The 26,987-nt window shown below is 60.2% G+C and carries 22 protein-coding genes; 16 read left to right on the top strand and 6 right to left on the bottom strand.

Features of this window, described 5'->3' with window-relative positions; genetic code table 11:
• Positions 1 to 65: 65 nt before the first annotated feature.
• Positions 66 to 1,409 carry an MFS transporter gene (locus CH283_RS25840; RefSeq protein WP_094639683.1) on the bottom strand — a complete coding sequence of 448 codons (1,344 nt, stop codon included), beginning with the start codon at positions 1,407 to 1,409 and terminating at the stop codon, positions 66 to 68.
• On the bottom strand, positions 1,409 to 2,503 hold the full coding sequence (locus CH283_RS25835) for a zinc-dependent alcohol dehydrogenase family protein (RefSeq protein ID WP_094639682.1): 1,095 nt from the start codon (positions 2,501 to 2,503) through the stop codon (positions 1,409 to 1,411). The genes CH283_RS25840 and CH283_RS25835 overlap by 1 nt, the downstream gene beginning before the upstream one ends.
• 774 nt (positions 2,504 to 3,277) lie before the next feature.
• On the opposite strand from CH283_RS25835, the gene CH283_RS25830 reads away from it, so the two are divergent.
• Together CH283_RS25830 and CH283_RS25825 are read left to right on the top strand one after the other, a co-directional pair.
• Positions 3,278 to 4,102, top strand: a complete 825-nt coding sequence (locus tag CH283_RS25830; protein ID WP_176460566.1) for an ROK family protein — start codon at positions 3,278 to 3,280, stop codon at positions 4,100 to 4,102.
• Positions 4,103 to 5,235: 1,133 nt separating this feature from the next.
• Complete coding sequence (locus tag CH283_RS25825) at positions 5,236 to 6,027, top strand: carboxymuconolactone decarboxylase family protein (protein WP_094639680.1); 792 nt, start codon at positions 5,236 to 5,238, stop codon at positions 6,025 to 6,027.
• 153 nt (positions 6,028 to 6,180) lie between these two features.
• Here the strand turns inward: CH283_RS25825 and CH283_RS25820 are convergent, their stop codons facing one another.
• Both CH283_RS25820 and CH283_RS25815 read right to left on the bottom strand, forming a co-directional pair.
• Entirely contained in the window at positions 6,181 to 7,578 is a 1,398-nt protein-coding gene (locus CH283_RS25820) for an MFS transporter (RefSeq protein ID WP_094639679.1), read from the bottom strand.
• Positions 7,579 to 7,697: 119 nt separating this feature from the next.
• Positions 7,698 to 9,344 (bottom strand): class I adenylate-forming enzyme family protein, encoded by a 1,647-nt coding sequence (locus CH283_RS25815; RefSeq protein WP_094639678.1) that lies wholly within the window; start codon positions 9,342 to 9,344, stop codon positions 7,698 to 7,700.
• 212 nt (positions 9,345 to 9,556) lie between these two features.
• On the opposite strand from CH283_RS25815, the gene CH283_RS25810 reads away from it, so the two are divergent.
• The 5 genes from CH283_RS25810 to CH283_RS25790 all read left to right on the top strand — a co-directional run bounded on the left by CH283_RS25810 (position 9,557) and on the right by CH283_RS25790 (position 15,563).
• On the top strand, positions 9,557 to 11,533 hold the full coding sequence (locus CH283_RS25810; protein WP_094639677.1) for a flavin-containing monooxygenase: 1,977 nt from the start codon (positions 9,557 to 9,559) through the stop codon (positions 11,531 to 11,533).
• A gap of 61 nt (positions 11,534 to 11,594) precedes the next feature.
• A complete protein-coding gene (hisD, locus tag CH283_RS25805) occupies positions 11,595 to 12,923 on the top strand; it encodes a histidinol dehydrogenase (protein ID WP_094639676.1) in 1,329 nt (442 codons plus the stop codon).
• The gene (locus CH283_RS25800) at positions 12,887 to 13,681 is read left to right on the top strand and encodes an SDR family NAD(P)-dependent oxidoreductase (protein WP_255183341.1); all 795 of its coding nucleotides are present in this window, start codon (positions 12,887 to 12,889) and stop codon (positions 13,679 to 13,681) included. The genes hisD and CH283_RS25800 overlap by 37 nt, the downstream gene beginning before the upstream one ends.
• Before the next feature lie 14 nt (positions 13,682 to 13,695).
• Positions 13,696 to 14,586, top strand: a complete 891-nt coding sequence (locus CH283_RS25795; RefSeq protein WP_141215362.1) for an SDR family NAD(P)-dependent oxidoreductase — start codon at positions 13,696 to 13,698, stop codon at positions 14,584 to 14,586.
• Complete coding sequence (locus tag CH283_RS25790; protein WP_094639675.1) at positions 14,583 to 15,563, top strand: NAD(P)H-dependent flavin oxidoreductase; 981 nt, start codon at positions 14,583 to 14,585, stop codon at positions 15,561 to 15,563. Before CH283_RS25795 ends, CH283_RS25790 begins: the two co-directional genes overlap by 4 nt.
• 23 nt (positions 15,564 to 15,586) lie before the next feature.
• On the opposite strand, the gene CH283_RS25785 is transcribed toward CH283_RS25790, so the two are convergent.
• Positions 15,587 to 16,234, bottom strand: coding sequence for a carboxymuconolactone decarboxylase family protein (locus tag CH283_RS25785; RefSeq protein WP_094639674.1), 648 nt, complete (start codon positions 16,232 to 16,234; stop codon positions 15,587 to 15,589).
• 157 nt (positions 16,235 to 16,391) lie between these two features.
• Here CH283_RS25785 and CH283_RS25780 point away from each other — a divergent pair, with 157 nt between their 5' ends.
• From CH283_RS25780 to CH283_RS25765, 4 genes are all read left to right on the top strand, one after another.
• A complete protein-coding gene (locus tag CH283_RS25780; RefSeq protein WP_255183340.1) occupies positions 16,392 to 17,282 on the top strand; it encodes an enoyl-CoA hydratase-related protein in 891 nt (296 codons plus the stop codon).
• A 12-nt stretch (positions 17,283 to 17,294) separates the two neighbouring features.
• Positions 17,295 to 17,846: a nuclear transport factor 2 family protein gene (locus tag CH283_RS25775; protein WP_255183339.1), complete on the top strand. Its 552-nt coding sequence runs from the start codon at positions 17,295 to 17,297 to the stop codon at positions 17,844 to 17,846.
• A gap of 2 nt (positions 17,847 to 17,848) precedes the next feature.
• A complete protein-coding gene (locus CH283_RS25770; protein WP_094639672.1) occupies positions 17,849 to 18,625 on the top strand; it encodes an enoyl-CoA hydratase-related protein in 777 nt (258 codons plus the stop codon).
• Between the two features lie 128 nt (positions 18,626 to 18,753).
• A complete protein-coding gene (locus CH283_RS25765) occupies positions 18,754 to 19,425 on the top strand; it encodes a TetR/AcrR family transcriptional regulator (protein WP_176460565.1) in 672 nt (223 codons plus the stop codon).
• Between the two features lie 27 nt (positions 19,426 to 19,452).
• Here the strand turns inward: CH283_RS25765 and CH283_RS25760 are convergent, their stop codons facing one another.
• On the bottom strand, positions 19,453 to 20,319 hold the full coding sequence (locus CH283_RS25760; RefSeq protein WP_037189134.1) for a crotonase/enoyl-CoA hydratase family protein: 867 nt from the start codon (positions 20,317 to 20,319) through the stop codon (positions 19,453 to 19,455).
• A 659-nt stretch (positions 20,320 to 20,978) separates the two neighbouring features.
• Between CH283_RS25760 and CH283_RS25755 the strand changes: the two genes are divergently transcribed.
• The 5 genes from CH283_RS25755 to CH283_RS25735 all read left to right on the top strand — a co-directional run bounded on the left by CH283_RS25755 (position 20,979) and on the right by CH283_RS25735 (position 26,905).
• Positions 20,979 to 22,112, top strand: coding sequence for a sugar ABC transporter substrate-binding protein (locus CH283_RS25755; RefSeq protein WP_037189132.1), 1,134 nt, complete (start codon positions 20,979 to 20,981; stop codon positions 22,110 to 22,112).
• On the top strand, positions 22,109 to 23,611 hold the full coding sequence (locus CH283_RS25750; RefSeq protein ID WP_141215361.1) for an ATP-binding cassette domain-containing protein: 1,503 nt from the start codon (positions 22,109 to 22,111) through the stop codon (positions 23,609 to 23,611). Before CH283_RS25755 ends, CH283_RS25750 begins: the two co-directional genes overlap by 4 nt.
• Positions 23,595 to 24,650, top strand: coding sequence for an ABC transporter permease (locus CH283_RS25745; protein ID WP_176460564.1), 1,056 nt, complete (start codon positions 23,595 to 23,597; stop codon positions 24,648 to 24,650). The genes CH283_RS25750 and CH283_RS25745 overlap by 17 nt, the downstream gene beginning before the upstream one ends.
• A gap of 116 nt (positions 24,651 to 24,766) precedes the next feature.
• Entirely contained in the window at positions 24,767 to 25,561 is a 795-nt protein-coding gene (locus CH283_RS25740) for an MBL fold metallo-hydrolase (protein ID WP_037189128.1), read from the top strand.
• Positions 25,562 to 25,954: 393 nt separating this feature from the next.
• Positions 25,955 to 26,905 carry an aldo/keto reductase gene (locus CH283_RS25735; RefSeq protein ID WP_094639668.1) on the top strand — a complete coding sequence of 317 codons (951 nt, stop codon included), beginning with the start codon at positions 25,955 to 25,957 and terminating at the stop codon, positions 26,903 to 26,905.
• The last annotated feature ends 82 nt before the right edge of the window (positions 26,906 to 26,987 follow it).

Below are 26,987 nucleotides of genomic sequence, written 5' to 3'. Positions count from 1 at the left end.
TCTCTTACGCAGCGATGCGCTGTTCTTCGTTCAACACCTAGCCGTGGGCCTCGTGGCGTTGCGGTCTAGTTGCTGCTTGTGTCGACTGTGGATCGGTCGGACGAATAGATCCTCCCGGTTGGTCCAGTCGACTGCACAGAGGTTCGCAGGTCCGTGTCCTTGGTTTCCGGCGTCATGGCAATGCCGGCCGCACCGAGGGTGAGGATCAACAACATCGCGTAAAACGCAGGGGCAACCGGGCTGTCGAAAGAGCCGACAAGGGCGGTGGCGACGAGCGGCGTGGTCCCTCCGAAGATCGCCGCGGATAGGTTGAACGAGAACCCATGACCGGTGCCGCGCACTGCAGTCGGGAATAGTTCTACAGCGGTGACAAAGTAACCGGCGGCAAAGATGGCGACTCCGATCGCTAGAAGGCTCTGTCCGGCGATTGCACCCAACAGCGTTCCGGATGCGGCGAGCGAGAACGCCGGGTACGCGGTCACCGCTAACCACGACGCGCCCCCGATGAGCAGCGGCTTTCGACCGACACGGTCACCAAGCGAGCCGAAGAACACTGCAACCACCGCGAGGACCAGGATTGCCGCGGCGTTGGAGAACAGAGCCGGCTTTTCATCGAGACCGCCAGTCTTCACGACAAAAGTAAACATGTAGCCGACGAGAAGATACGCTCCTACGGCCTGTGGAACTTGCAGAAGTATCACTCGCAGCATCGATTTCCTCGAAGCAGCTACTTCCCGAATTGTGCTCCGCGCGTCACCTTGATTGGCAACTGCGGCAGTGTATTCCTCCGGATCGTCAAGCGTGCGGCGTATCCAGAACCCTGCCACTGCGATGAGACCGCCGAAAATGAACGGCACTCTCCAACCCCAATCCATATAAGCCTCACTTCCCAGGGCGGCTTGGACGCCGAGGACAAACACTGCGGCGAGCGAAGTCGGGACGTAGATAAAGCACACTGCAAAACCGATCCAACGTCCGCGTTTGCCATCCGGTGCGGATTCCACGATGAAACTGTAGCCGCCCGACGATTCGCCTCCCATCGAAAGTCCTTGCAGGAGCCTGCACAAAACGAGGAGCGCGGGCGCAGCGATACCAATTGTTTCGTACGTGGGAAGCAGCCCTGTGACGACCGTTCCTCCGCCCATCAGCAGAATGGTCAACGACAATATCTTGAGGCGACCGACCCTGTCCGCCATAAAACCGAACAGAACGCCGCCCACGGGTCGCGCGAAGAAGGCCAGCGCGTAGATTGCAAAGGTTCCGAGCAAGGCAGCGGTAGGATTCTCCCGCGAGAAGAAGTGCAGCGCGAGCGCCGGTGCGGCGAGAGCGTAGATCGAGTAGTCGAAGACCTCGCAGACATTGCCAATACAACCTCCGATGAGGCGGCGACGAGGATTTACTGCGTTCATTATCGAACCTCTCCGACAATGGCGAATTCGGCACCGACTCGTTCGACATCCGAATCCACTGCGTCGAAGACAAACACACCTTTACCTGCATTCTGCTTGTCGAACTCTTCGTAAGCTTCGGCAGCCTCGCTCAGATGCCAACGATGACTGAATAATTCGTCGATCGGCAACTTCTCGCGCGCAATGAATTCGGCGCACTGTCGCTGTTGGACGATGGACATCGTCCACGACGTCATGACTGTCACCTGGGTTCGATAGAAATCCGTCACGCGGAATCGTGCCTCACCCGCACCCAAACCGATCAAACAGATTTTTCCCCACGGTCGCAGGGAGTCCATTCCAGCGGAGATCGCAGAAGAGTTTCCGGAGGTTTCCAGTACGAGCGGCACTCCCGCGCCGTCGGTCAAGTTCCGAATCATGTCCGAGGCGTTGCTTTTTACCGGATCGACGGTAGCTACAGCACCGAACCGCTCGGCATGAACCCGGCGGGCCGGTTCTGGATCGACGGCGATGACACGTGCGCCCCTCGCTGTCGCGAGCATCGTCGCCGACAACCCCACCGGACCTTGTCCGAAGACCACCAACGTCGATCCCCCCACGTCGCCGAGACGTTCCAGGCCACCCCATGCCGTGCCGGTGCCACATCCGATGGCCGCGCCCGCCTCGAAGCTCAGCAAGTCGTCGAGAGGCACCAAGGTCGCTGCCGGGACCACAATGTACGGAGCGTGTCCCCCGTGCTCCTGAGTCCCGAACGCACGAAACGGGGTTTTCGTGCACATCTGCGGCCACCCGGACCTGCAACTGTCGCACGTCGTACAACCAATGTAATGGTGGACCATAACGCGGTCGCCCGGCACCGCGAGCTGCTCTCCTACTCCGGGCCCGACACTATGGACTACACCGGCAGGCTCATGGCCTGCAATCGCTTGTCCGACCGTGTCGTCTCCGTCCCGTGCGGCACGGTATACGTGAAGATCGCTTCCGCACATGCCGGACGCTCGTACGGCGACGACTACTTCGCCCGGCCCGGGCTCTCGAACCGGAAAGTTGCGGATTTCCACCCTGCGGTTGCCTGTAAAGACGATGCCTTTCATGGCTTACTTCCTTCTGTCGTTTTCGGCAGCACCGGCATTCTGAGACTCGGATTGATTTCCAACACAGATGGTTTCGATATCTCCTGGTTGGCGGCGGGTCGATGGCGACCGGAGCTTCAATATCGAGGGTGTGCTCTTCGACACTAAGACGGTTCAGGCTTATAAGTCAACGATTGACTAAAAGATTTCTCGGCGTCGATCCGAAGTCCATTCCCGATTTGTCGGAGGCTATTACCGTTATTGGTTTCTGCGTCTTCGACTCATCCGGTCGCGGTGTGAGCCGTGAGCTAACAGCAAGAGAACGCATCGCCAGTACGCTTGGGCACGTGCCCTCGGATTGTGGAATTCAGAACCGCGTGGGCCTCTCTTCCGCCCGGCAGCAGACGTAGCGGACAATACGAATCCATGACAGGTTCTCCCGCACTTTCCTCTGACGTCGGCCGCCACAACTTGTCTCTGGTGATGGCCGCCGCCGCAGAGAACGCGCCATGCGCGCGTATGGAGCTGCGTGAGCGGACCGGCTTGGTCAGCGGGACTGTAACGACCATGGTGGAGGACTTGATTGCGCGGGGATTACTGGTCGAGTCCGGCAACGTCCAAGGACGACGGGGGCGACCACGGAGGCTGTTGATGCCTGCGCCGGATCGTGTCCGCACAGTGGCAGTTCAGCTATTTCCTAGATCGGTTTTCGGCGAAGTCCGAGACATGGCGGGTCAAGTTCTGTGGTCCGCGCACAGAGCCCACACCATCGAGCCAGGCGATGGATCAGGTTTCGTGACGGCGCTGACGGACATTTTCGATTCCGCCATCGAGCACGCAAACCACGCCAGCAACGCGTGGATCGCGAACCCCGTGGCTGTTCTGCCTGCGATCGTTGCACATGACTCGAACATCGTGGCCGCCCTGCCATTGGGCTTACGCGCGTTCGACGTTCGAACACCGCTCCAAGAGGCTCTAGCGCAACCCCGGAGCATCGAAGTGATAAACGAGGGGCGACTGAGCGCCCTAGCCGAATACACAACTTACTCGAGCGATACTCGGCCTCGCGCCATGGCATATATCAGCGCACAACGCGAGGGAGTGGGCGGTGCCTTGGTGATCGAAGGCAATATCTACGGCGGGTCGCATGGACTGGCTGGACTCGTCGGACATGTAGGCGTCGACATGGCGGGTCCGCAGTGCAGCTGTGGGGCCCGAGGATGCCTAGGGTTATATCTCAGCCTCCACGCGCTCTTGGAATGCGCAGGCCTCGACAGTTCGCTCTCTGTTACGGAGCTGATCGATTTGTTGGAGGCCAACAACGCCAACGCGCATGCTGCGTTGGATCGTGGAGGCGAGGCGCTCGCGTCTGCAGTCGGAACAATGAGCAATTACACCGATGTCGACGTCGTCGTACTCGGCGGCATCCTCCCTGCGTTGTTTCCATGGTTGGAGCCGTACCTCAACGGCCTCATCCGCTCACGATCCGAAAGGGTGCCACACTTCAATCCCCAGATCACTCTAGCCACCTACGGACTGGAATCGCCACTGACTGGCGCCTGGCATCACGCGCGCAGAAGCGTGCTGGACAACCCGACAATCGTTCCATACCTATCATGAGACCGGTATCGAGAATCCAGGGGTAGAGCAAGCTCGCCCGCCGTCCTAGGGTGGCCCCATCCATCGCGGCAGCCCATACGCGACAAAATATGAGACGGGCGCTGACCGGTCCCAGTCCAATCGACATGGAATCGCAGAGTCGGACCATTTGCTGTTCTGATGACAGCCTGAGCGCCTCGTCACGGAAATACACATCTCCAATCCGTTGTACGACTTCCGTCGCACCTGAGGCACACTGCGGGCTTGTCGGTGAACAAAAGGAAGGTTCACCGGCTCTGGAACGATGAGAATCCGCAGGTTCAGATCTGCCATCCACGCAGACGCACGGCGTCAACTCCTGCCTGCAGATCGAAGCCGATAGACCGAAACCGGTGTGCGCTATGAAATTCCAGTTCGATTCGACTGTTGATGGTAAGGCGATCAAGATCGCGTCGATGATCGCCACGCACTTCCGCAATCCGTGTTGACCCTCGTGGGGCGGTCGACGCGAAACGACTGACCGGCGAGCTCGACAAGCCATCCGCGCTGTGGGGCGGTCCGCCGCTGATGCGTGGAGCGCACAACGGTACGGAGTCTATTTCGCATGTGCTGCAACAGTTCTGCCGAGATCGTGTCGACATCTCCTACATCCTTCCCTGGACGCGTCGGAAAAACTACCCACCGAGCCTGGAGGCACCTGCCTCTGAGGGATTGACAACCAACTACGGAAGGAGTGCCTGAACCGCAATCACATGACGAATCTGCTCAGCGCGAGGGTGGTGATCGAGGACCTCGGAGTCGGCCGCCACCGTCGCTACGGACGCTCAGATACATCCGACGGCGGAATACGCTGCCCAATGCACCCACCGTCACCAACCGATCGAGGGTTTGGGAGATGGACTGAAATCAACCAGCCCGGGGTTCAAGAACGCGGTGGTCCGACTATCCGGGATCTGCCAAGCCTCAATCCTGGTAGCCAGGATTCCAGCAGTTCAGGTGCCCCGGCAGTACACCCCTCGCCAGTGACTCCCAGCCGGGTGAATTGTCTGGTTTCGTGAAGGACGAGCCCGAAAAATTCGAGCCTTCCAACACCCTGGAAACTTCGTCGCTGGAAACAACCACCAGCTCAAGTAGTACGGAAGAGGTTAATCACCATGAACAGGTTCAAACTGCCGGTCATCGCCGCAGTAATCACCACAATGTCACTTCTGACTGCATGCAGCCAGACAAGCGGCGAATCACAAAACAATTCCGAGGGAACCTCCTCCGGGGGGACGATCGATACAGCTGCGCCTGCCCTTGCCGACTACAACACGGACATAATTGAGAATAACCTTTGGCAACGCACGGAGCTCGCGGCGCGCGACCGTAGTCTGATAACGGTAGCGGCGATGGTCACGAAAAATCAAAGTGGTGAGTTGCCTGACGAGATCGCGAGGGCAATGGACAACGGCTTGGAACCGGCTGCCATATCAGAGACAATTACCCATCTTGCGTTCTACAGCTCCTGGCCGAATGGTCTTGCAGCAGCTCGCGTGGCCGGACCCGTGTTCGAGCAACGCGGCGTCGAAGCCGCAGATCTGCCTAGCGGCGATGTGACCTCACTTGAACAGGATCAGGTGGCAGAAGCGCAACGAGCCGCGGGCGTCCAGCGTGATTATGGTCAAACAGCCCCCGGCGTGGTCGAATTCACGACGGACACTCTCTTCGGGGACCTATGGCTCCGACCGGATCTCACGCCACGAGACCGTAGCGTGGTGACTGTCGCGGCACTCGTAGCGGCCGGCCAGACAGGTCAGATACCGTTTCACCTAGGCCGCGCCTTGGACAACGGCCTCACACCAGCTCAAGCGTCGGAAACACTCACCCACCTAGCGTTCTACGCCGGGTGGCCGAATGTGTTCTCTGCGATGCCCATCTTTCGAGATGTACTGGCTGCCCGCTAAAGACGACGCGGGACCCTATTCGTCAGCGGTACATCTCCATGCAATCCATCGCCGTGGGCGGATAGAGTGTCCCCTGTCGAATGCTCGGCCAAGCAATGGAACGATCCGAGAGGTCCAGGCGTCGCATCGTTTGGGACGGGTACGTGAACCGACTCAATGTCGATACTGAGCAGATCCAGCATTGAAGTCGGGCTTTGTTGTGTTCCCTTCACCGTCGGACACAGAATCTGCGACGGACCGGGACATGGCGGTCGTGAGAACGACGTCCCTGGTCTCCGGCGTGTACCGCAGGACAATCATGCCAACGACTCCCGCGACGACGACCATTGCAGCAGGAGCAGACGGACTAACCGCGTCTATCAGGCTGCCAGCAATTATCGGCGTGAAACCCCCGAACACTACTGTTCCCATTCCGTAGGACAACCCATGCCCTGAGTACCTGCTCGACGTCCGGAAGAGTTCGAGCATCGTCACGATCGACCCGGAAACGAACAGGGACGTAGCAGAGGCGAGCAGCAAGCTGCCGCCGAACGCACCCCAGAACGTGGCGGTATTGACCAAGAACATCGCAGGGAACGCAATAACCGTCATGTAAGCCGCACCTGCCCACATCAACGGCTTTCGGCCGACACGATCTGCCACCCGCCCCAAGACTGGAACCAGAATCGCAATGGACGCACCTGCGAGCGTGTTGGCCAGCAAGGCCGTGTTCGGATTCATGCCAAGGTTCGAGACCATATGGGTGTAGAGGTACGTGATCCCGAGGTAGTACGCGATCAGCGTGGGCGCAAGGAGCACGAACACCCGAAGCAGGGCAGGCCATTCCTCGACAACTGCTGTCTTGAGCGGGTTCTTGCTCGCAGCTACGCGTTCCCTCTTAGCCTTGACGAACTCCTGGGGATCACTGAGTTTCAAGCGGATCCAGAGACCACCACACGCCAGAAGTGCACCGAGGAAGAAAGGTAGACGCCAACCCCAGTCGGTGTACGCGTCGTCACCGATCGCTCCACGCAAGCCGATGATCCCGAAGCCGAGCACCAGGCTCGGCAGAATGGTCACGGCATAGATGATGGCAATCCATGATGCTCGCTTGTCCGACGGTGCCGATTCCAGTACGAAACTCAGTGCCCCGGAATGCTCTCCGCCAGTGGAGAATCCCTGGATCAACCGGAAAATCAAGAGAAGGATGGGGGCGGCAATTCCGATACTGGCATATGTCGGCAACAATCCAATTGCCCCAGTTGCCACGCCCATCAACAAGATCACCGATGCCATGACGCGAATACGACCGTATTTATCGCCGAGATACCCGAACACGACTCCTCCCAATGGGCGGGCAATGAAGCCGACAGCGAAGATCGCGAGCGTCCCCAGCACTGCCGCAGAGGGATTGGACTTTGGAAAGAACAGCAGTGCGAGCGTCGGTGCTGTCACCGCGTAAGTCACGAAGTCGAACCATTCCACGAAAGTTCCGACTGCTCCGCCAAAGAGACGACGTCGGGCCGTGGGTTCTTCGATCAAAGCGACTGCGGGCGTTGATTCCTGAATCATGCAAATTCCTCGGTTCAGAGAAGCGCCGGGCAACTGCCGCAGCGGGGGAATCGATTCGTGGGACCTTCGATGCGATCAACACTAGCGTTGCCGACCGTGACAGGCAACACATTCGTTGATCACGAACTGGTTGCGGCCACCTCGCGGAGGGCCCTCTTGTTCATCTTCGTGGCCGACCTCGGCCACTCTTCGGCGCTCAGAAAGAACACCTGACGTGGGACTTTGAAGCTCGCAATCTGTCCCCTGCAGAACGCAATGATGTCGTCGGCACTTACAGTGGCACCTTCGCGCAATTCGACGAACGCGACGGGCACCTCATCGAGTCGGCGGTCGCGCTTCGCGACGACCTGCGCAAGTACAACATCGGGGTGCGTACACAGATATGACTCGACCTCGATGGCGGGGACGTTCTCACCACCCACCTTGATCATGTCCTTCAGCCGGCCCTCGTAGCGAAGATGCCCACTACTCAACGTGCGGAACAGATCTCCGGTGTGCAGCCAACCTTCCTCGTCGATTGCGGCGGCGGTCTGCTCCGGGTCTCGGTAGTAGCGGGTCATCATTGCGTAGCCCTTCACGTAAAGCTCACCCAGCTCGCCGAGCGGCACAATACCCAACGTCACCGGGTCTACGATCTTGACCTCTACCCCATGTACAGGCATCCCGGAGGTGACCGCCCTCAATTCGACGTCGTCTGTAGGCTTGGACAAGGAAAAGTGACCTGCCATCTCGGACATTCCAGATCCGTTGATGAGCAATGCTTTCGGGAATCGTAATTGGACGAAGCGCATCTCGTCGGCACTGCCAACCGTGATCAACGACGTCGCATCCTCCAAGTCGATTTCCCGGAAGCCCTGTGCGTCCATCAAAGTATCGAAGGCCGACTGGAACATCGGCCACAGCGAGGTCGGACGCCACTTGCGCACCATGTCCAGCGCCCGCCCACCGTCGAGATACACGTCGGTCAGATACGTTGATCCCATTGCTACACAGGCAATCAGGCCCTGCAGTGCCGCGATGTGGAACAGCGGTGCCGGTGACCAGAACACCCTGTTCTCACGCGGCTCAGGGAATGGGACGGCCTGCGCCGTGCGTCCGATGGGCCCTCGTGTCACGGCCTCATGCGACAACACGCAACCCTTGGGTGAAGCAGTGGTTCCCGAGGTGTAAATGATCACGGCGTCGTCGCGCAGTCGCACCCGTTGTCTTCGCACCTCGATGTCGGCCTTCGTCACCGAGTGAGCAAGTTCGTCCACCGCCGATGCACCGACGATCCCGGGTCCCCCTTCACCCTTCAACATGACGATTTCTCGAAGGTGTGGTGCTTCGTGGAGCGCCAGGCCCAGCGAGTCGCTCGTCGCCACTCCTGGAAAAGCTGCAGTCAGTTCCGTTCGGAAGTCCGTGCGGGGTGCGAGTGCGTCCGTGGTAAGCACGACCGAAATCTCGGAATGGGCAATGATGTAACTCAGTTCGCGACTGCGAAGACGTGGGTTGAGCGGCACGAGTACTGCGCCTGCGAGCGCCGTACCGAACGCGGCCTCGACGAATTCGCGTGAGTTGGGCGCAAGCACGCCGACCTTGTCACCGGCCCGCAGCCCGAGGGCGATGAGCAGGCGGCCGATACGGACCGCGCCGGCCGTCATCTCCCGGTACGACAGAGTCTCGTTCGGCAATACGAACGCGGGATGATCGGGAAAACGTTCGCCGGAACGGATGAGCACATCGCCGAGGGGCATGCATTCGCTGAACACGGACTGGTTGTACATGGACCTGATCCTTGCATTCGTAGATCGTCCCAAGTCGATTCTTTTTGGAGACGGGGCTTTACGGGCCGAATCCGAATACTAGGCCGGTCCCGCACGGTCGTCAACGCTCCCGTTAACGGTCACCCGTTTTAACGAAATTGGTTTCAACGCATGTGTTGACGAGTCGTTAACGATCATGTTGACTGAGCGAGAAATCTCGATACGGAGGAACGATGACCAATACGACGACCAAGGTGCATCACAAGACCGAGTCGCACGGCGCACCTGCCTTGACAGAAGACGAGGTTCGCGAGGCGGTCGAAGGAGCCTCGGTACCGGTGTTGCTGATGGTCCTCTACCAGGTGACCGGAGACGAGTCCTGGATAGGACCGCGATTCGCTCCCAGTCATTTCCGCGGAGTCTCACCTCGCCCGACCGGCGATATTGCCGAGGCCGATCAACGCGTCGTCCGCGACGCAGCCGTCGACGCGATCGCGTCTTTGCTAGTGCACCGGCGCCCGGTGCTGGATCTGCACGACGTTCGCGACATGGAGAAGGCCGCAAGCTTTTTCCTCGGTGAACCGATCGACCGGCGATACGCAGCGATTCTGACCGAGGAACTCCGTCGACGCTCCGCCGACAGCGGCGACCTGGACGAATTACCGGACGTCACCCCTCCTGCGGGGACGCGCGCCATCGTCATCGGAATGGGGATCTCCGGGCTTGCCGCCATCCACCTACTGCAGCAACTCGGTATCGAGTTCACCGTGTTCGAGCGGGGTACCGATGCCGGCGGCGTGTGGCATCAGAACCGCTACCCCGGCGCGGGTGTCGACACACCGAGCCACCTCTACTCGTTCTCGTTCGATTACCGAGACTGGGATAGACATTTCGAGCTCCGGGACGAGCTCTACGAATACTTCAACGGCGTGCTCGACTCGTTGGATGCCCGTACCGAGGTCTCGTTCGAGACCGAGGTCGTGAGCGCGGTATACGACGACAACACCGCACTATGGACCGTCACCACCCGAAACCGGGACGGTGATCTGGACACCCATGTCGCGAACATGGTCATCAGTGGGGTGGGTTCGCTGAACCAGCCGAAACTACCGTCGATCGCGTGGCGCGAGAAGTTCGAGGGACTTCAATTCCACTCGAACAGATGGCCGGATGGCCTTGATCTCACCGGCAAACGTGTAGCGATCGTCGGGGCAGGCGCGAGCAGCCAACAGATCTCACCATCGATCGCTCCGATCGTCGAACACCTGGCCATCGTGCAACGGTCACCGCAGTGGGTTGCACCCTTCGACCAGTTCCGCGAGGAAGTGCCTGCTGCTGAACGCACACTCCTGCAACATCTTCCGCTCTACAGGGCGTGGAACTGGATCGGGCTCTTCTATCAGCACGGTGACAAGATCATCGACGCACTCAGGGTGGATCCGTCGTGGCCGCACCCCGAACGATCGGTGAACCGGAGAAACGACCGACAGCGCGAATTCCTGACGGGATACATCGAGTCCGCCTTGGAAGGACGACCCGATCTGATCGAAAAAGCCGTCCCCGATTATCCGCCCTTCGGCAAGCGAATGCTCCTCGACAACGGGTGGTATCGAACTCTCAAGCGCGAGAACGTCGATCTGTTCACGAGCGGTGTCTCGGATGTGACACGGACCGGACTCACATTGTCCACGGGTGAACAACTCGACGTCGATGTCATCATCTGGGCGACAGGATTCGAGGCTGCACGGTTCTTGAGTTCACTCGAGGTACGCGGCGAGGGAGGGCTCGACCTCAGCAAGGCCTGGGACGACGACGACCCCCGCGCCTACCTCGGCGTTTCCATTCCGCATTTCCCCAATTTCTTCATGCTCGGTGGACCGCATTCGCTACCGGGTAGCGGAAGCTTCATGTACTTCATGGAGCTTCAAGCTCGGTACCTCCGTGACCTTCTGGCCGAAATGTTCCGCAAGAACATCACTGCTATCAGCGCTACCGAAGACTCTACGAACCGATACAACGAACTCGTCGATACGATGCACTCCAAGACGGTGTGGACCCATCCAGGATTCGCGACTTACTACCGCAATTCCAAGGGCCGAGTCATTTTCGTCATGCCCTTCCTGAACGTCGAATACTGGGAGATGGTTAGACGCCCCGACCTCGGGGACTTCGACATCCTCGAAGACGCAGCGGTTCAGCAGGCACGGTAGTGCGGTCACCGTCGCATCGGATATTTCCCGACCCCACCAGCACCACAGAAAGGCGGCAATCATGCCCGACACACTTCAGCTGAAGACACCCGCAAAGGTCGACACCGCGACCACCGGTGACCCCTCGGTCGCGGACACCGTATCCACGGTCATCGCCGACATCCGCGACCGCGGTGACGCTGCGGTCCGCGCATATTCCGAGAAATTCGACAGGTGGAGCCCGGAAAGCTTCAGACTGAGCGCAGAGAGGATCGACGAGATCATCTCGACAGTTCCTGCCGAGGTCATCGCCGACATCGAGACCGTTCAGCGTAACGTCCGAGTTTTCGCTCAACATCAGCGCGATTCCTTGCACGACTTCGAGGTCGAGACCTCGCCGGGTGTCCATCTGGGACAACGCAATCTGCCGGTGTCCGCGGCCGGAGCATATGCACCGGGCGGTAGATACCCGTTGGTCGCTTCTGCGCACATGACTACCGTGACGGCGAAGGTCGCAGGCGTTCCACACGTCACGGCGTGCACCCCACCGATCCGAGGCGAAGTCCCTGCAGCAACCGTTGCCGCGTTCCATCTCGCAGGTGCCGATGACATCTACCTACTCGGTGGTGTGCAGGCGGTTGCTGCAATGGCACTCGGCACCGAAAGCATTCGGAAAGTCGACATGCTCGCCGGCCCCGGCAACGCCTTCGTTGCCGAGGCCAAACGCCAACTGTTCGGCCAGGTGGGAATCGACTTGTTCGCCGGGCCAACCGAGGTCTTGATCGTCGCCGACTCGAATGCGGACCCGTTCATTGTCGCAGTGGACCTTCTCAGCCAGGCCGAGCACGGCCCGGATTCGCCTGCCGTTTTGATCACAGATTCCGAAGCCCTCGCTCGCAGCGTTATCGAGCACATCGACGCGATCCTGCCCAACATGCCTACCCGCGACTTCGCAGGTGTCGCATGGCGAGACCACGGACAGGTGATCGTCACCGCCGACATCGAAGCCGCTTACGCCCTCGCCGACACATTTGCGTCCGAGCATGTGCAGATCTTGACCGACACGCCGCGTCGAGCACTAGAAGCTATGAGCAATTACGGTGCACTCTTCCTCGGCGAGAGGACATGTGTTTCGTACGGAGACAAAGTGATCGGCACCAATCACACCTTGCCCACGCGCGGTGCAGCGCGTTACACGGGAGGGCTGTGGGTAGGAAAGTACCTGAAGACCGTGACCTATCAGGAGATCACCTCGGAGTCAGCGAGCGCCGAACTCGGAACCCTCTGCGGAAGAGCTGCGCGGGTGGAGTACTTCGAGGGCCACGCCCGCTCGGGTGATGTGCGTGCAGCGAAGTACGGCGGCGCACCGCTGCCATGGGCTCCAGCCACGCTCTCGGTCCGGCCGCGGTAGACACTGTGCTCACGTTCTCGCTTTCAGGAAAGACTGCTCTGGTCACCGGAGCGAACAGGGGTCTGGGGAAGGCCATCGCAGGAGCGCTCACCGAACTCGGTGCGACAGTCTACGGGACATCGAGAACCGATGCCGGTGTTCGGCAAATCGAATCCGAGCTCGGCACAACGGGTTTCGTTCTCGACCTGGAGGACGTGAGCTCGATTGCGCCCTTCGTCGAGCGTTTCAGTGCACGTCTGCGCGGCACCTCCCTCGACATTCTGGTCAACAACGCGGGGGTCAATCACCCCGCACGGGCACTTGATGTGACGATCGAGCAGTGGAATTCCATTGTCGACACCAATCTGCGAGGTACGTTCTTCCTCACCCGAGCCGTTGCACAGCAATGGGTATCGGCCGGTACCTCTGGTGCTATCGTCAATATCGGGTCTCAAGCAGGCGCGGTGGGGATCGAGGAACGCGCGGTGTACTGCGCGACCAAGGGTGGCCTCGACCAACTCACCAAAGTTCTCGCAATCGAGTGGGCCCCACACAGCATCCGAGTCAACACCGTTGCCCCCACTTTCGTACGGACCGAGTTCACCGCTGACACCCTGTCGCGACCCGGGTGGGGCGAAACTCTGCGCGCTCGGATCCCGTTGGGCCGCTTCGGGGAACCCGAGGATATCGTCGGTGCCGTCGCCTTTCTGGCCGGGGAAGCAGCCGGTCTGATAACCGGCCACACTCTGCTGGTCGACGGCGGTTACACCGCGTGGTGAAAGGTGAGGAACGCATGAACATGACCGGGGCATCGTTGAACAGCGAGTCCGTCGTCGTCATCACCGGTGCCGCGACCGGGATCGGGCGAGCGATGACGCTATCGTTCGTCGCTCGTGGAGCTCGAGTAATCGTCGCCGACATCGACGAAGCGGCTGCCGACGGACTCGTCACCGAGGTGTCCGAGCTCGGCGGAACAGCCTTCGCCGCAAGAGTCGACGTCAGCAATGCAGATTCGGTCGACCTTCTCGCCGATTCGGTCTTCTCTCGGCACGGTCGTGTCGATGTTCTGTGCAACAACGCCGGAGTGTCGATGCGGCCCCACCGCGCATCCTGGAACGCGTCGATCAGAGACTTTGCGTGGGCGATGGAGGTGAACTATTTCGGCGTGGTGCACGGGATCGTGAGCTTCGTGCCCAGAATGCGCGAGCAGCCCGGCCACAAACACCTGGTCAACACATCGTCTGTGACTGCGCTCGACATCGCTCCTGGGCACGCGCCCTACGCGGCCTCCAAAGCCGCAGTCACCGCACTGTCCGACGCATTGCGATACGAACTCGAGGACCATGGCGACGACTTCGGCGTCACCGTGTTGTACCCAGGCCTCGTCCCTACTTCGATCGCGACCAGTGAACGCCTCCGGCCCGGCTCCGATAGATCAGCGGTTCGCAATATTGTGGCCTATGAGCCCGAACGAGCCGCGACGCTCACGTACAACCTTCCCGTAGCAGCAGAGACACTCGGCGAACTCGCCGTCGAGGCCGTGTTGTCAGGCCAGAACGCAGTGCTCACCCACGGCTACCCCGATGCCGAGATCGAGGCGCGCTTGAAAGACCTCCGAGACGGAGCGTCGGACCGGACGCTTCAGCAACTCACTCGCCACCTCAGCAAGGAAGAACCCCGATGATCTCCACCCGATTCACGCAAGAGTTCGATATCGAACATCCGATAGTGTGCGGCGGGATGACCGGAGCCGGGCGAGCTGTCTTGATCGCCGCCGTCGCCAATGCCGGTGCGCTGGGATTTCTTTCGGCCCTGACGCAGCCGACGCCCGCTGCCCTGGACGAAGAAATTCGAAAAACGAAGGCCTTGACGGATAGGCCGTTCGGCGTAAATCTGACAATACTCCCCACGATCGCGCCCGTTCCTTACGACGAGTATCGCCAGGTCATCATCGACAACGGAATCTCGATTGTCGAAACAGCCGGCTCGAGCCCGAAGGACCACCTACCGTCACTCAAGTCCGCCGGTATCAAGGTAATTCACAAGACCGTCGCCGTGCGGCACTCGATCTCCGCGCAGAAACTCGGCGTCGACGCGTTATCCGTGGACGGGTTCGAGTGTGCAGGTCACCCCGGCGAGGATGACGTATCCAGTCTTGTACTCATTCCGGCCGTCGCGGCACGCACAGACCTACCGATCATCGCTTCGGGCGGATTCGCCACCGGCGCAGGCCTCGTCGCGGCTCTCGCGCTCGGCGCGGATGCAATCAATATGGGAACCCGCTTCGTCGCGACTGCGGAAGCTCCTGTGCATCGCAACGTCAAAGATCGGATCGTGGCCAATACCGAACGCGATACCAATCTGATATTTCGTAAATTCCGTAATACCGCGCGAGTTGCCAAGAACGCGGTATCTGACGAGATCCTCGACGTCGAGAAGCGAGAAGGAACGACATTCGAGGACATCGCATCGCTGGCGTCGGGTGCTCGGGGGCGTCAGAACGTTCTCGCTGAAGGCCGGATGGATGACGGACTGTGGTGGGTCGGACAAAGCCAGGCGTTGGTCACCGACATTCTGACCTGCGCGGATGTCGTGAAGCAGATCATCAACGACGCCGAAGAATTGATCGACCGCCGATTGACGGGCCTCGTCGCTTACTAGCGTCGAGTAGGCCGATGCACGCCCTACTCGACGCCGATGAAACTCGGAGATTCGGCACCGAGCCTCAGCGCGTGATCAATAGCTGCACGTCCTGCACCCATCCTGACAGCATTTCGTAGATGCATCCGCATCCCTGGTAGGTATCTGTGCGCTGTCGCTGCATCCGACGCCATGCTGATGAGTTCTTTCGTGATGTTCGGAACCAACTGTGCCCGGAACGGTAGTCCGCAATAGGTAATGAATCCCTCGAACGCTTCGGGAGACATCCGGAGCAGGGACTCCAAGAAGCCTGGAATCTCCTCCTGCATGGTAGTCCAGTACTTCGTGCCACCGATATGTTTGTCCCACAAATGTTGCCGCTGCTCGTCCAGGGGTGGCCAACCACCCTCCGGGCACGCCGCCGATGCCAGGGCACGAGAACTCTCGAAGAATGCATGGACTCCGACGCTGGATTGCAGCGTAACGATCTCGTGCAGCTGGTCGAACGTCGCTCCCGCCGCAATTGCACGTTCCGCCCATCTCCTGCTTCCGAGGGTGTCGAGGGACGAGGAGGTGGCGCGGAGTGCGAATTGGATCAACGCAACTTGGATTTCGGTCAGACCGTCCCCGTCGGGAACCCCTTTCAACAGCCGTGCCGCTTGCGTGTCGACCTGTTGCTGACTGACTGTCACGACTCTCCTCGTCGATCGAAAAACGTTGTCGAGCCGAGCTTATCGACCTCACTGAAGTGTTGGCAACACAAGTGTTGACGACGTGGTACCGGCTGCCTAGTGTGACGAGTACAGAAGCGGCGTCTCGAACCGGACACGTCTCGAATCAAGGAGCCACATGCCCGAACATCCGGCAATGCCCGACTACGTCAACATCCGGGTCGAGCACGATTCACCCGTGTCCTGGATCGTGCTGAATCGACCGGACAAGGCCAATGCACTGTCCAACGAACTGCTCGACGAGTTCTCCGACGCACTTGCGCGGCTGAAACTTTCGGGCGAACCGGTGATCGCCATCCGGGGAGAGGGTAAAGGCTTCAGCGCCGGATACGACCTTGGACAAGTCGCGCCGACCACGGCCGCGGACCCCGTGGCCGACCGCACCCGATTGCAGAGGAATATCGATCGGTATCTCGCCATCTGGGACCACCCCAAGCCGGTTATCGCAGCAATTCACGGATACTGCGTCGCCGGAGCAACGCAGCTGGCCACCTTCACCGATATCACCATCGTTACCGAGAACGCGAAAATCGCCGAAGTCACCATTCCGATCGGGGCCGGTTACGTCTCGCCCGTCTGGGCAACTCTCGTCGGACCGAAACGGGCCAAGGAATTTGCGTTCGTTCCGGGCAACAGCATCGACGGACGAACCGCAGTCGAGTGGGGCTGGGCGAATCACGCCGTCCCGGAAAGCGAACTGATAGCACGCGTGGCCTCGCTCGCACGAAGAATCGCTCAGGTGCCGCCCAGCCTGCTGACCATCAAGAAGGTTTCGATCAATCGCGCGATGGAGGCGATGGGAACTCGTAATGCGCTGGGAGCTATAGCCGATGCGGACGCATTGGCCCACATGACCCCAGAGGTAGCAGCCTTACGTGCCCGCATCGCCGAAGAAGGCCTGAAGTCGGTGATCGAATCGTTCCGCGTCGCACCGACTTCCGATCTCTCAGCACCGACCCAGGCTATTCCCTTCACAGGCAACGGTACCGTTGACGAGCTGTCAACATGACCGTAGACTGACATGAACCATGGAACCGGATTGACACCTGAGAATGAATGGAGCGTCATGACTTCGGTCAACGAAGACAACATTATGGAAGTCCTACAGCGTCTTGTAGACGAAAGGGATATCGAACGAGTCCTTTTCCAGTATGCGTTTCATCTCGACGCAGCCGACCCCCAGTCGATGCTCCCCCTCTTCGTCGAAGACCTGTACGTCGCTTACGGCCCCTCCCACGGTGCCACCGGCGCAGAAAGCTACCTCGATGTGCTTTCGAACGATAAGACTGGAATCGCCGCATTCTTCGCAGGCACGAGTCATCACGTCAGCAACATCGTGATCGACTTCGTGAAGAAGGACACTGCGAAAGTGCGGTCGGTTCTCTACGCGTGGCACAAGTACTACCGAGATCGTCCGGACGGGATCGTGTACGCCCAGTACCACGACGAGTTCACCCGGACCGACGAGGGCTGGAAAATCTCACGTCGCGAACAGAAGACGGCCGGAACCGAGAATTACCACGCGAAGGCCCACGCGCTCGTCCCGACGCCACGCACACAGAAGACGAGCTGACCGTGTCCGACGAACTTCTCTACGAGGTCCGGGACCACGTCGCCTACCTCACCTTGAACCGTCCGAAGGTCCTCAACGCAATCTCGGCCGAAGTCGACGAGCAGTTGGCAAATAGATGGGACGAGATCGAGGACAACCCAGATATCTGGGCTGCCGTGCTCGGAGCAACCGGCGAACGAGCATTTTGCGCAGGTGCCGACATCAGCGGCGGTACGGCTGCGAACCCATCCCGGCGTGCACTCGGAGGCGGCCTGACCGGCGTGGGAGGACCGCTTCGAGTACTGAACAAGCCCCTGATTGCGACTGTCCAAGGCTACGTCCTCGGCGGCGGGTTCGAGCTTGCCATGTGCGCCGACATCATCGTCGCCGCAGACAACACCCAATTCGGCCTTCCGGAGGTCAAAGCCGGAATTATCGGCGAATCCGGCGTTGTTCATCGGGCAATTCGCCATCTCCCGCATCGCATCGCCATGGCACTGATCTTGACCGGTGACCGTATGGGGGCGCAGGACGCCTTGACTCACGGCCTGGTCAACGAAGTGGTCCCGTTCGAGGACCTGGATGCGGCCGGGGTGAGATGGGCGAAGAAGCTCACCACCGCGTCGCCGTTGGCTCAACAGGCGGCCAAACACGCCGTCCTTTCCCGCGCCTCGTACCCGTTGGAAGTGGCACTGTCGACCAAGTTCGAACTGATCGAGGCCTACGCCGCATCGTCCGACGTCCTCGAGGGCCGGAAAGCGTTCGAGGAGAAGCGCAAGCCACAGTGGGCGGGGAAGTGACGCTGTGAGCCCCTCGCAAGAACGGCGCGAGCGAGGCCGGTCAACAGTGGCCTCTCGTAGCGGAATTTGTCGAACCTATACTGGCTGAACCATCCGAGAAGCGACGGTCACGAAGGCGAGGCAGGGCTGTGGCGAAGTCACCAGTCAGCGGAATTGCAAAACGGCGTAAGAGCGCGCTGACCGAAAATTCGGCCGACTATTCTGCAAAGCGAGCTGGGCTCCTCAGGGTCGCCGCAGAAGTGTTTCGCGAAAAAGGTTATGCCGCCGCATCATTGAATGACGTTGCGGCGGCATACGGCACCGACCGAGCTTCGCTCTACTACTATGTCGGCAGCAAAGAAGAACTGTTCCAGGAGTGCATCACGAGCACCGTGGTGACCAACTTGTCACGAGCCGACGAGATCGTGGCCAAGAAGCTACGACCGCGGGAGACGCTCGAAGCTCTCATTGCGATGCTGCTTGCATCTCAGGTGGAGCACTACCCCTACATGTACGTCTATATGCAGGAAGACTGGGGCCGGGTGTCATCGCTCGACTCGAAGTGGGCCCAGGAGATGGTGGACAACACCCACAAGATCGAGAAGTATTTCCTGGACGCCATTGCACTCGGGGTTGCCGACGGTACGTTCCGACCCGATCTGTCGAACACGTTGATAGCAAACAGTATTTTCGGCATGACCCAGTGGACGCATCGGTGGTTCGTGCCCGGCAAGAGCCGGTATTCGGCAGAGGATCTCTCACGCGTGTTCTCGGCAATATTCTTCGACGGAATCATGGCGCAGGGCGCAGCCGAGGACTGACAAAGCAGCCAGTGCGCGAGAGTCCGTTCACCCGAGGTCGGGTACGTCTGCGGCCGTACCCGAGAACCTCGGCTTCCGTTTTTCCAGGAATGCGGCAACGCCTTCCTTTCCGTCACCCATCGAGGCGTGCCACATCGCCAAACTTTCCCGTCGATGCGCCTCCACGGGATGCGCCGACCCCGAACCGGAATAGACCAGTCGACGAGACAGTGCGATGGCTGACGACGAACGCCCGGCGACGAATTTTCGGGCCAGCTCGATTGCCGCAGAAAGCAATTCCTCGGGTGGATGCACCGATCTGAGGAGCCGACCCGCCAGCGCCTGGTCGGCATCGAGAATATCCGCCGAGTAAATCCACTCGAGCGCTGTTTGCAGGCCGACAATCCTCGGCAGGAAGTAGGAAGACGTGGCTTCGGGAACGATGCCGAGTCGACCGAACACGAAGCCGATCTTTGCATCGGTGGAGGCCATGCGAATGTCCATCGCAAGAGTCATCGTCGCGCCGATACCGACCGCCGCACCGTTGATCGCAGCAATGACGGGCTTGTCGCAGGAATGGATGGCAAGCGTGACTTTCCCGCCGGTGTCCCGAACACCGGATTGGAACGGCTCCTCGGCCAGCCGCTCGCGCATGTCCGACACCGTCGGACTCAGCGACTCGTCCAACCCGAAGACATTTCCCTCGACAGCCAGGTCCATGCCGGCACAGAACGCTCGACCAGCACCGGTCACCACGACCGCGCGTATCGCCGGGTCGATGCGCACACGCCGGAATGCGCTCTCCAATTCTTCTGCCATCGTCACCGAGAATGCATTCAGATATTCAGGCCTCGACAGTGTCAGAACAAGAATGCCGACTTCATCGACGGACCAGTCGAGTGTCTCGTAGTTCATTTGCCTCCTTGATTACTTACCACCCTGGTGAACAGGCTCGACCTGGACCTCAGACTGTCCATGCCATCCGTCCAGTCGTTGGCGACGAAGTGCACGCTGAGTGCGTCCCGCGAGGCGGGTGCTAGGAAACTCTTTCCTCAGGGTCGACCATTATCGTCACACTCCCACCACAGCCTGTCAACAGTCGCGTTGCCGACCTCGATTCGGCGCAAGCACGACCCTTGAATACTCGGCCGAAGTCAATGGCCGAACATCAGAACGTGTCGCAGTCGACGACTTACAGGGAACGGCGGAATTTACTCGCGAAGCGCGCGACAGCCCGAATTCCTGCCGAGACGATGCTCAACGTCGAATTGACCCCAACCGTTGCAAACATTGTGCATAGCCGACGGCTATATGCATGATTCAAGATCGGTATTGGACACAGAGACATCCGGGCGCGTTAATAGTCCTGCACGAATGTGACACAGAACACCACTTGTCCCACCGGGCTGTCGATTGGGCAGCGATCGACAAGCTGCCCAATGAATCTTCACGAACACGTGTCGCTGACTGGTTCATGTGCATCTGAACAATTTGCGATCCACGCTGGCTGCATTCCTCAAAGGACCCTCACCTGTCCGGTAGCTCTCCGGACCCATTTCACGAAAGAAGCCTCTGTGAAGATCAAATGGATCGTGCCGGTCGTCGGCCTACTACTATTGACCACCGCGTGCGACTCACAGGCAGCGTCCCAGGACCGGACCTCGACGCAGGACTTATCGTCCTTTCAAGCGGTCGTCGACGACGCGCTGGCACCGGTGACCGACTGGACAGGCCCGACCGAAACACCGACACCACCGACCGACATCTCGATAGCAGTCGTGGTCTGTTCCGGGTCCGTGTCGGGGTGTGTGCGGCAGGCAGACGGGGTGACACAAGCCGGTGAAGCCCTGGGGTGGACAGTTACCCGGTTCGACGGCAAGGGCGATCCGGTCGGACAGAACCAAGCGATGACCCAAGCAATCAATAGTGGCGTCGACGCCATCATCCTCGCCGCGACAGATCCCGTTCCGCTCAGTGGCGCAATCGAACTCGCTGCCTCTCGGGGAATTCCGGTTGGAGCCGCAGGTCTCGGCATTGCCGCAACCGATGGCGTGTTGTTCGACGTCGCTCCGGACTACACGTTGTGGGGTGACCAGCTCGGATCGTGGATTGTCACGGACTCCGGTGGTACGGCGAACTTCTTGCCGACCGTCGACCGAGAGTTTCCGAGTTCCCCGGCGATCGCCGATGCGATGGTCGCAGCAGTAGACCGCTGTGACGAGTGCGTAGTCCAAGACACGCAACAGTTTGTCGTGACCGACATCGGGAACGGCCTCGGCCAGCGAATTGCCAGCGCACTGCAGGCAGAGCCGAGCATCGACTACGTCAGCGGAGCGTTCGATTCGGCAGCAGCCGACATGGTGCCCGCAATGGGCAACACGGGCCTCTCCGATCGTGTCACGCTCGTGTCTTGCGTCGGCGCACCGCAGAACCTTGGGTTCATTCGCGACGGCAACATCCAGGCCGCCGATGTCGTTCAGGACGACGTCTTCCTCGGTTACGGTGCTGTGGATCAGATGATCCGGGTCCTGTCGGGTCAGCCCCTCTGGGAGACACCCGGTGTCACCGATGATCGTTTGCGATACAGCCAGGGCGCGCCATCGCGCCTTTTGACGATCGACAATGTCGACGAGGTCACCGACCAATACTGGGTCGCCGAGAACGGTTACGTCGACCGCTACCTCGAACTGTGGGGTGTCACGCCGTGACCACCCCAGTGCGATTGGCCGTACGGAACCTCACTGTCTCCTATGGTCAACACGAGGTAGTACACGGCATCGACTTCGATGTAGAGCGCGGTTCGATCGTGTCTCTGCTGGGCGCAAACGGGTCGGGTAAATCCACCACGGTCAAAGCATTGACCGGAGTCAATCCGCTGCATGCGAAGTCGCAGGTCACGTTCAACGACAACCCAATTCGCGCCAAAGACCTCACCCCCGTAGCCGCCCGGAAAATCGGAATCCGGGTTGTTCACCAAGAGTCCCCACTGATCGCAAACATGACGGTTGCCGAGATGACCGCGCTGCACACGGGGTTTCCCCTCGTGGGCGCCACCTTTGTCCAGAGGAGGGCATTGGCGCGAAAGACCGAGGGCATACTCCGCGAGTTCGACGTCGCGGTCCACCCGAACACGCTCTGTGCGGACTTGACGGCGGGCGAACGGGCGTTGGTTTCACTGGTGATTTCGATGGCCGGCATCTCTCCCGAACGCGCACTGTTGGTACTGGACGAAACGACTGCTCCGTTGTCCACTCGCGAGGCCGCGCGACTACTCGATCGAGTCAGAGGTGTCGCAGATCGGGGATTGTCAGTATTGATGGTCACCCATCGCCTGCCCGAGGTACGCGAATACAGCGACAGAACGATCGTGCTCCGAGACGGCCATCTCGTCAGCAACATCGGTGCCGACGAATTCTCGGAGGCCGACGTGATCCACGCAATGGTCGGCGGCGCGGGCCACAGCGCTTCCTCGCACGACCACGACCACGACCGCAGCCGCGGTCGCGGTCGTCCTGCACTCGTCGTCGAGAATCTGGCCGGAAACGTCAGCCGTGAGCTGTCCTTGGCAGTCGGCACCGGGGAAATTCTTGGTGTGACGGGGCGATCGGGCGAAGGAGCCTCCGAGCTGCTTCGTCTCATAGGCGGGGTCGAGTCCACACATGTAGGAACAACAAAGATAGACGGCAACGACGCACCGATCACCGGTGCACGGGACGCCATCAGGGCCGGGATTTTCTACCTTTCCCTCGACCGACTCAACGAAGGCGGCATCGCGCTGATGACGGTGCACGACAACGTCGTACTCCCCCGAGTGGAACGTTACGGTGCCAATCGGCGCCGAGCCGCGTCCGACGTCGACCGGATGATTCGCGAACTCGACATCCGTCCGGCCGACCCGACCGTTCCGTACGCAAGCCTGAGCGGCGGCAACCAGCAAAAGGTGCTCCTCGCCAGGTGGCTGCTCTTGGAGCCGCGGATATTGCTTCTCGACGATCCCGCGGTGGGCGTCGACCCAAATACTCGCGAGATCATTTTCGACACCTTGCGCGAACTGGCCGCCCGCGGGACCACCGTCATCATCCGCTCGAGTGAGCCGGAACATCTCGTTCGTCTATGCGACCGCGTCATCGTCGTCAACGGTGGGCGCATCGTCGAAGAACTAACTGATCTCAATCTGGAGGACATCAGCCGTGCAACCTACGCATAGTGACAACGCCGTGGCGGAGAAATCCGAGGACGCGGCCGTTCGTACACCCGGCTCGTCGTCGCCGCGAACCTGGAAAGTCTCGACGCTGTTTCAGAACCACAGCATCTTGGCCCTGATCATCGGACTCACAGCGTTGTTCTCGATCCTGCTTCCCAGGACCTTCCCCACCACTGCCAATCTGCAGGGGCTCGCGTTGGGCCAGGCCGTGAGTGCGCTTCTGGCACTGTCGGTTCTGCTGGTCCTCGTCGTCGGCGAATTCGATCTGTCGGTCGGATATACCTTGGGGCTGTCGGCGGTACTCACGGCGAAGCTCGCCGGTGAGTCCGGGCTTCCGGTGCCGTTGACCGTCACGATTGCCTTGCTCGCCGGTGCATTCGTCGGATTGGCTTCCGGATTGCTGGTGGCTCGCTTGCGGGTCGTCTCGCTCATTGCGACACTGGGCGTCGGCTTGGCTGTCAGCGGTGTCACCGTGGGAGTCAGTGGGGGAATGACACTTTCGCAAAACATTCCCTCGGTTTTCCGAACCTTCGTTCAGACCGAGATCCTCGGAGTTGGTTCTGCAGTGTGGATTGTCGCGCTGATCGCACTGGTCATGTACATAGTTCTGACGAAGACACCATTTGGCAGCAAGGTTTACGCGGTTGGCGGTTCCGAGCAGGTTGCTCGGATGGTCGGTATACGCGTTCGACTCATCAAGTGCGTGATGTTCAGTGCAGCAGGTGCACTGGCAGCCCTCGCCGGAATAATGCAGCTCGGATTGGCAGGCGCGGCGAACCCCAGCTTCGGAGCGAACCTGCTCCTACCTGCCTTCGCGGCAACCTTTTTGGGTGCCACCACCGTTCGTCCCGGATTCTTCAATGTCGCTGGAACGATGCTGGCCGTCGTTCTTCTGGCCGTCGGATTCTCCGGACTGAGCCTGCTCGGGGCACCCTTCTGGTTCCAACCGGTTTTTCAAGGCGCAGCATTGGTAATCGGTGTTGTTCTGTCACAGTCGATTTCGAAGTCCGGACGCAAGGCTCGAGCCAAAAAGCCTGCATAGGTCCAGACCGACACGGAACGGGTCTCCCACCGCACGCGGCCACCGGCCGTGTTCGCGTCCGGGAGACCCGTCGCGCATACGTAGTCCAGCGTCAGGCCCGACCGAAAGAGACCGCTATGAAAGTCGGCACCCACGACATAGTGCCCATCATCGATGGCACCGCACACGAACCGATCGGTAACGCGGTCACCCATCCCGACGGCAAAATCTGGGATTGCGTCGAGCATCCCACCGACGAGACCGGTCGCATCCGTCTGGACATCGGCTCGTTCCTGATTCGAATCAGAGACCGTGTCGTCCTGATCGACGCTGGAGGTGGAGTTCATTCCGGCGCGGACACCACAACTGGAAGCATGCTCGACAATCTTCGAGACGCTGGAGTCGAGCCGTCCGACGTGACGGACGTCTGTTTCACGCACATGCACTGGGATCACATCGGCTGGTCTACCGTCGACGGCCGAATCACGTTCCCGAATGCGACCTTTCGCCTGCACCAGGACGATTGGACGTACTTCATGACCGGTACCACTTCGGACCCCCGGATACGCGAAATCATCGCACCCATCGAGGACCACGTCGAACCGTTCTCCGTCGAACACGAGATCATTCCCGGCCTGATCGCCAGGCCGGCACCGGGGCATACACCGGGCAGCACCATTTACATCGTTCACGACGGCAAAGAACGTGCCCTTCTCCTCGGCGACACCCTCCACACTGTCGGCGAACTCACCGAGCCCGAATGGATCGGCATGTGGGATGTCGACCCCATCGCAGCGGGAATAATGCGCAACCGCATCGCCGACGAGCTCGCCTCCACCGGCGATCCATTCGCTCCCGCACATTTTCCCGAACTCGCCTTCGGCCGCCTGGCCACCCTCGACGGACTCCGTCGATTCACCTGGGCGCAGTGAGCAGCATCGGATTTTCGAGTATCAGAACTGATCGCCGACCCATCCAAGAACTCGTGCGACGGTGAGGCGTGAGGCCATGATTACGGCTTGGCCGCAATCCTCCCGATTCATCGGTGAGGTCGCGGGACGTCGAGCTGAATCCGGACCCCCACATTTATGGCTCTCCGCCGGCAGCTGACCGCCGCCGGTGGCCCGGGGTGCCCTGTCAGGGTATTCCACCCTGCCTGCCGATCGTCCTACGGTGGAAAGCGAAGCCGGCGTAAGCGAACGTGCTTCTCGTCGCGGTGGCGTTTGCGAACACGAGATGGCATGTCGGCAGGCTCAACCGTCCGCAGATCCTTCCCCAACGAGGCGAGGCGGCGGATCACCCTTGACGAGACCTACGGAGGATTTATGCGTACCGTCCGGTTCGGATCGACCGATATCCAGGTGTCCAACATCGTCGCCGGCATGATGCGGATTGCGGGCAGTACCGATGAGGAGATCCGGCAGCTGTACAGGACGGCTCGCGAGGCGGGGATCGACTTCTTCGACCACGCCGATCTTTACGGGTTCAACCACCCCGGCGGTGGTCCGCACCTATGCGAGCGCCGGTTCGCCGAGGCTCTACAGCTGAGTCCGTCGGAGCGCGAGCAGATCACTTTGCAATCAAAGACCAGTATCGTCGCCGATCCGTGGGGATACGACCAGTCCTACGAGCACATCGTGACCTCGGCAGAGAAATCCCTGCAAGCCTTAGGCACCGACTACCTAGATGTGTTGCTGTTGCACCGTCCCGACGCGCTGGTCGAGCCGGAGGAGGTTGCCCGTGCGTTCGATCACCTGGAATCCACCGGGAAGGTTCGCGCGTTCGGAGTTTCCAACCACACACCGCGGCAGATCGACCTCCTCGAGACTGCGGTAACGCAGCGACTCGTCGCAAACCAGGTGCAGCTGTCTTTGACGCACTCCACAATCATTGCTCAGGGCCTGTCTGCGAACATGGCCGGGGAAGCGGACTCCGTGACCCGCGACGGCGGCGGCATCGTCGAATACTGCCGGATCAAAAAAATCACCCTTCAGGCGTGGTCACCCTTTCAAAAGGGCTTTCAGGATGGTGTGTTTCTCGGCTCCGAGGACTATCCCGAGCTGAACGCCGAACTCGAACGGCTCGCAAAGAAGTACGGTGTCACCCCGATTGCGATCGCGACAGCCTGGATCACCCGCCACCCCGCCGGGATCCAGGTCGTCCTTGGAACGACCACGCCGCAACGGGTGTCCGACGCCGCGGCGGGGTCGGACATAGCACTGACTCGCGGAGAGTGGTACGGACTGATTCAGGCTGCCGGCCACAACGTGCCCTGACCACCCCGCGCGACCCCTGAGGCGGCCGAGCAGCCACGGCTACCCGGGGGCATCTCACTCACCTACAGCGGGTCCGAAGATC

The organism is Rhodococcus sp. 05-2254-2 (genome assembly GCF_002259095.1).
Taxonomy (GTDB): domain Bacteria; phylum Actinomycetota; class Actinomycetes; order Mycobacteriales; family Mycobacteriaceae; genus Rhodococcoides.
Note: the sequence above shows the minus strand (reverse complement) of the source record. Positions and strands in the feature narration are given on the sequence as shown.

What these genes read in the sequence shown, in the direction of transcription:
- CH283_RS25825 (WP_094639680.1), top strand. Translation starts at nt 5,236, where the DNA reads ATGAACAGGTTCAAACTGCCGGTCATCGCCGCAGTAATCACCACAATG.
- CH283_RS25840 (WP_094639683.1), bottom strand. Translation starts at nt 1,409, where the DNA reads ATGAACGCAGTAAATCCTCGTCGCCGCCTCATCGGAGGTTGTATTGGC.
- CH283_RS25780 (WP_255183340.1), top strand. Translation starts at nt 16,392, where the DNA reads ATGCCCGAACATCCGGCAATGCCCGACTACGTCAACATCCGGGTCGAG.
- CH283_RS25820 (WP_094639679.1), bottom strand. Translation starts at nt 7,578, where the DNA reads ATGATTCAGGAATCAACGCCCGCAGTCGCTTTGATCGAAGAACCCACG.
- CH283_RS25735 (WP_094639668.1), top strand. Translation starts at nt 25,955, where the DNA reads ATGCGTACCGTCCGGTTCGGATCGACCGATATCCAGGTGTCCAACATC.
- CH283_RS25740 (WP_037189128.1), top strand. Translation starts at nt 24,767, where the DNA reads ATGAAAGTCGGCACCCACGACATAGTGCCCATCATCGATGGCACCGCA.
- CH283_RS25810 (WP_094639677.1), top strand. Translation starts at nt 9,557, where the DNA reads ATGACCAATACGACGACCAAGGTGCATCACAAGACCGAGTCGCACGGC.
- CH283_RS25775 (WP_255183339.1), top strand. Translation starts at nt 17,295, where the DNA reads ATGAACCATGGAACCGGATTGACACCTGAGAATGAATGGAGCGTCATG.
- CH283_RS25760 (WP_037189134.1), bottom strand. Translation starts at nt 20,319, where the DNA reads ATGAACTACGAGACACTCGACTGGTCCGTCGATGAAGTCGGCATTCTT.
- CH283_RS25835 (WP_094639682.1), bottom strand. Translation starts at nt 2,503, where the DNA reads ATGAAAGGCATCGTCTTTACAGGCAACCGCAGGGTGGAAATCCGCAAC.
- hisD (WP_094639676.1), top strand. Translation starts at nt 11,595, where the DNA reads ATGCCCGACACACTTCAGCTGAAGACACCCGCAAAGGTCGACACCGCG.
- CH283_RS25800 (WP_255183341.1), top strand. Translation starts at nt 12,887, where the DNA reads ATGGGCTCCAGCCACGCTCTCGGTCCGGCCGCGGTAGACACTGTGCTC.
- CH283_RS25815 (WP_094639678.1), bottom strand. Translation starts at nt 9,344, where the DNA reads ATGTACAACCAGTCCGTGTTCAGCGAATGCATGCCCCTCGGCGATGTG.
- CH283_RS25795 (WP_141215362.1), top strand. Translation starts at nt 13,696, where the DNA reads ATGAACATGACCGGGGCATCGTTGAACAGCGAGTCCGTCGTCGTCATC.
- CH283_RS25790 (WP_094639675.1), top strand. Translation starts at nt 14,583, where the DNA reads ATGATCTCCACCCGATTCACGCAAGAGTTCGATATCGAACATCCGATA.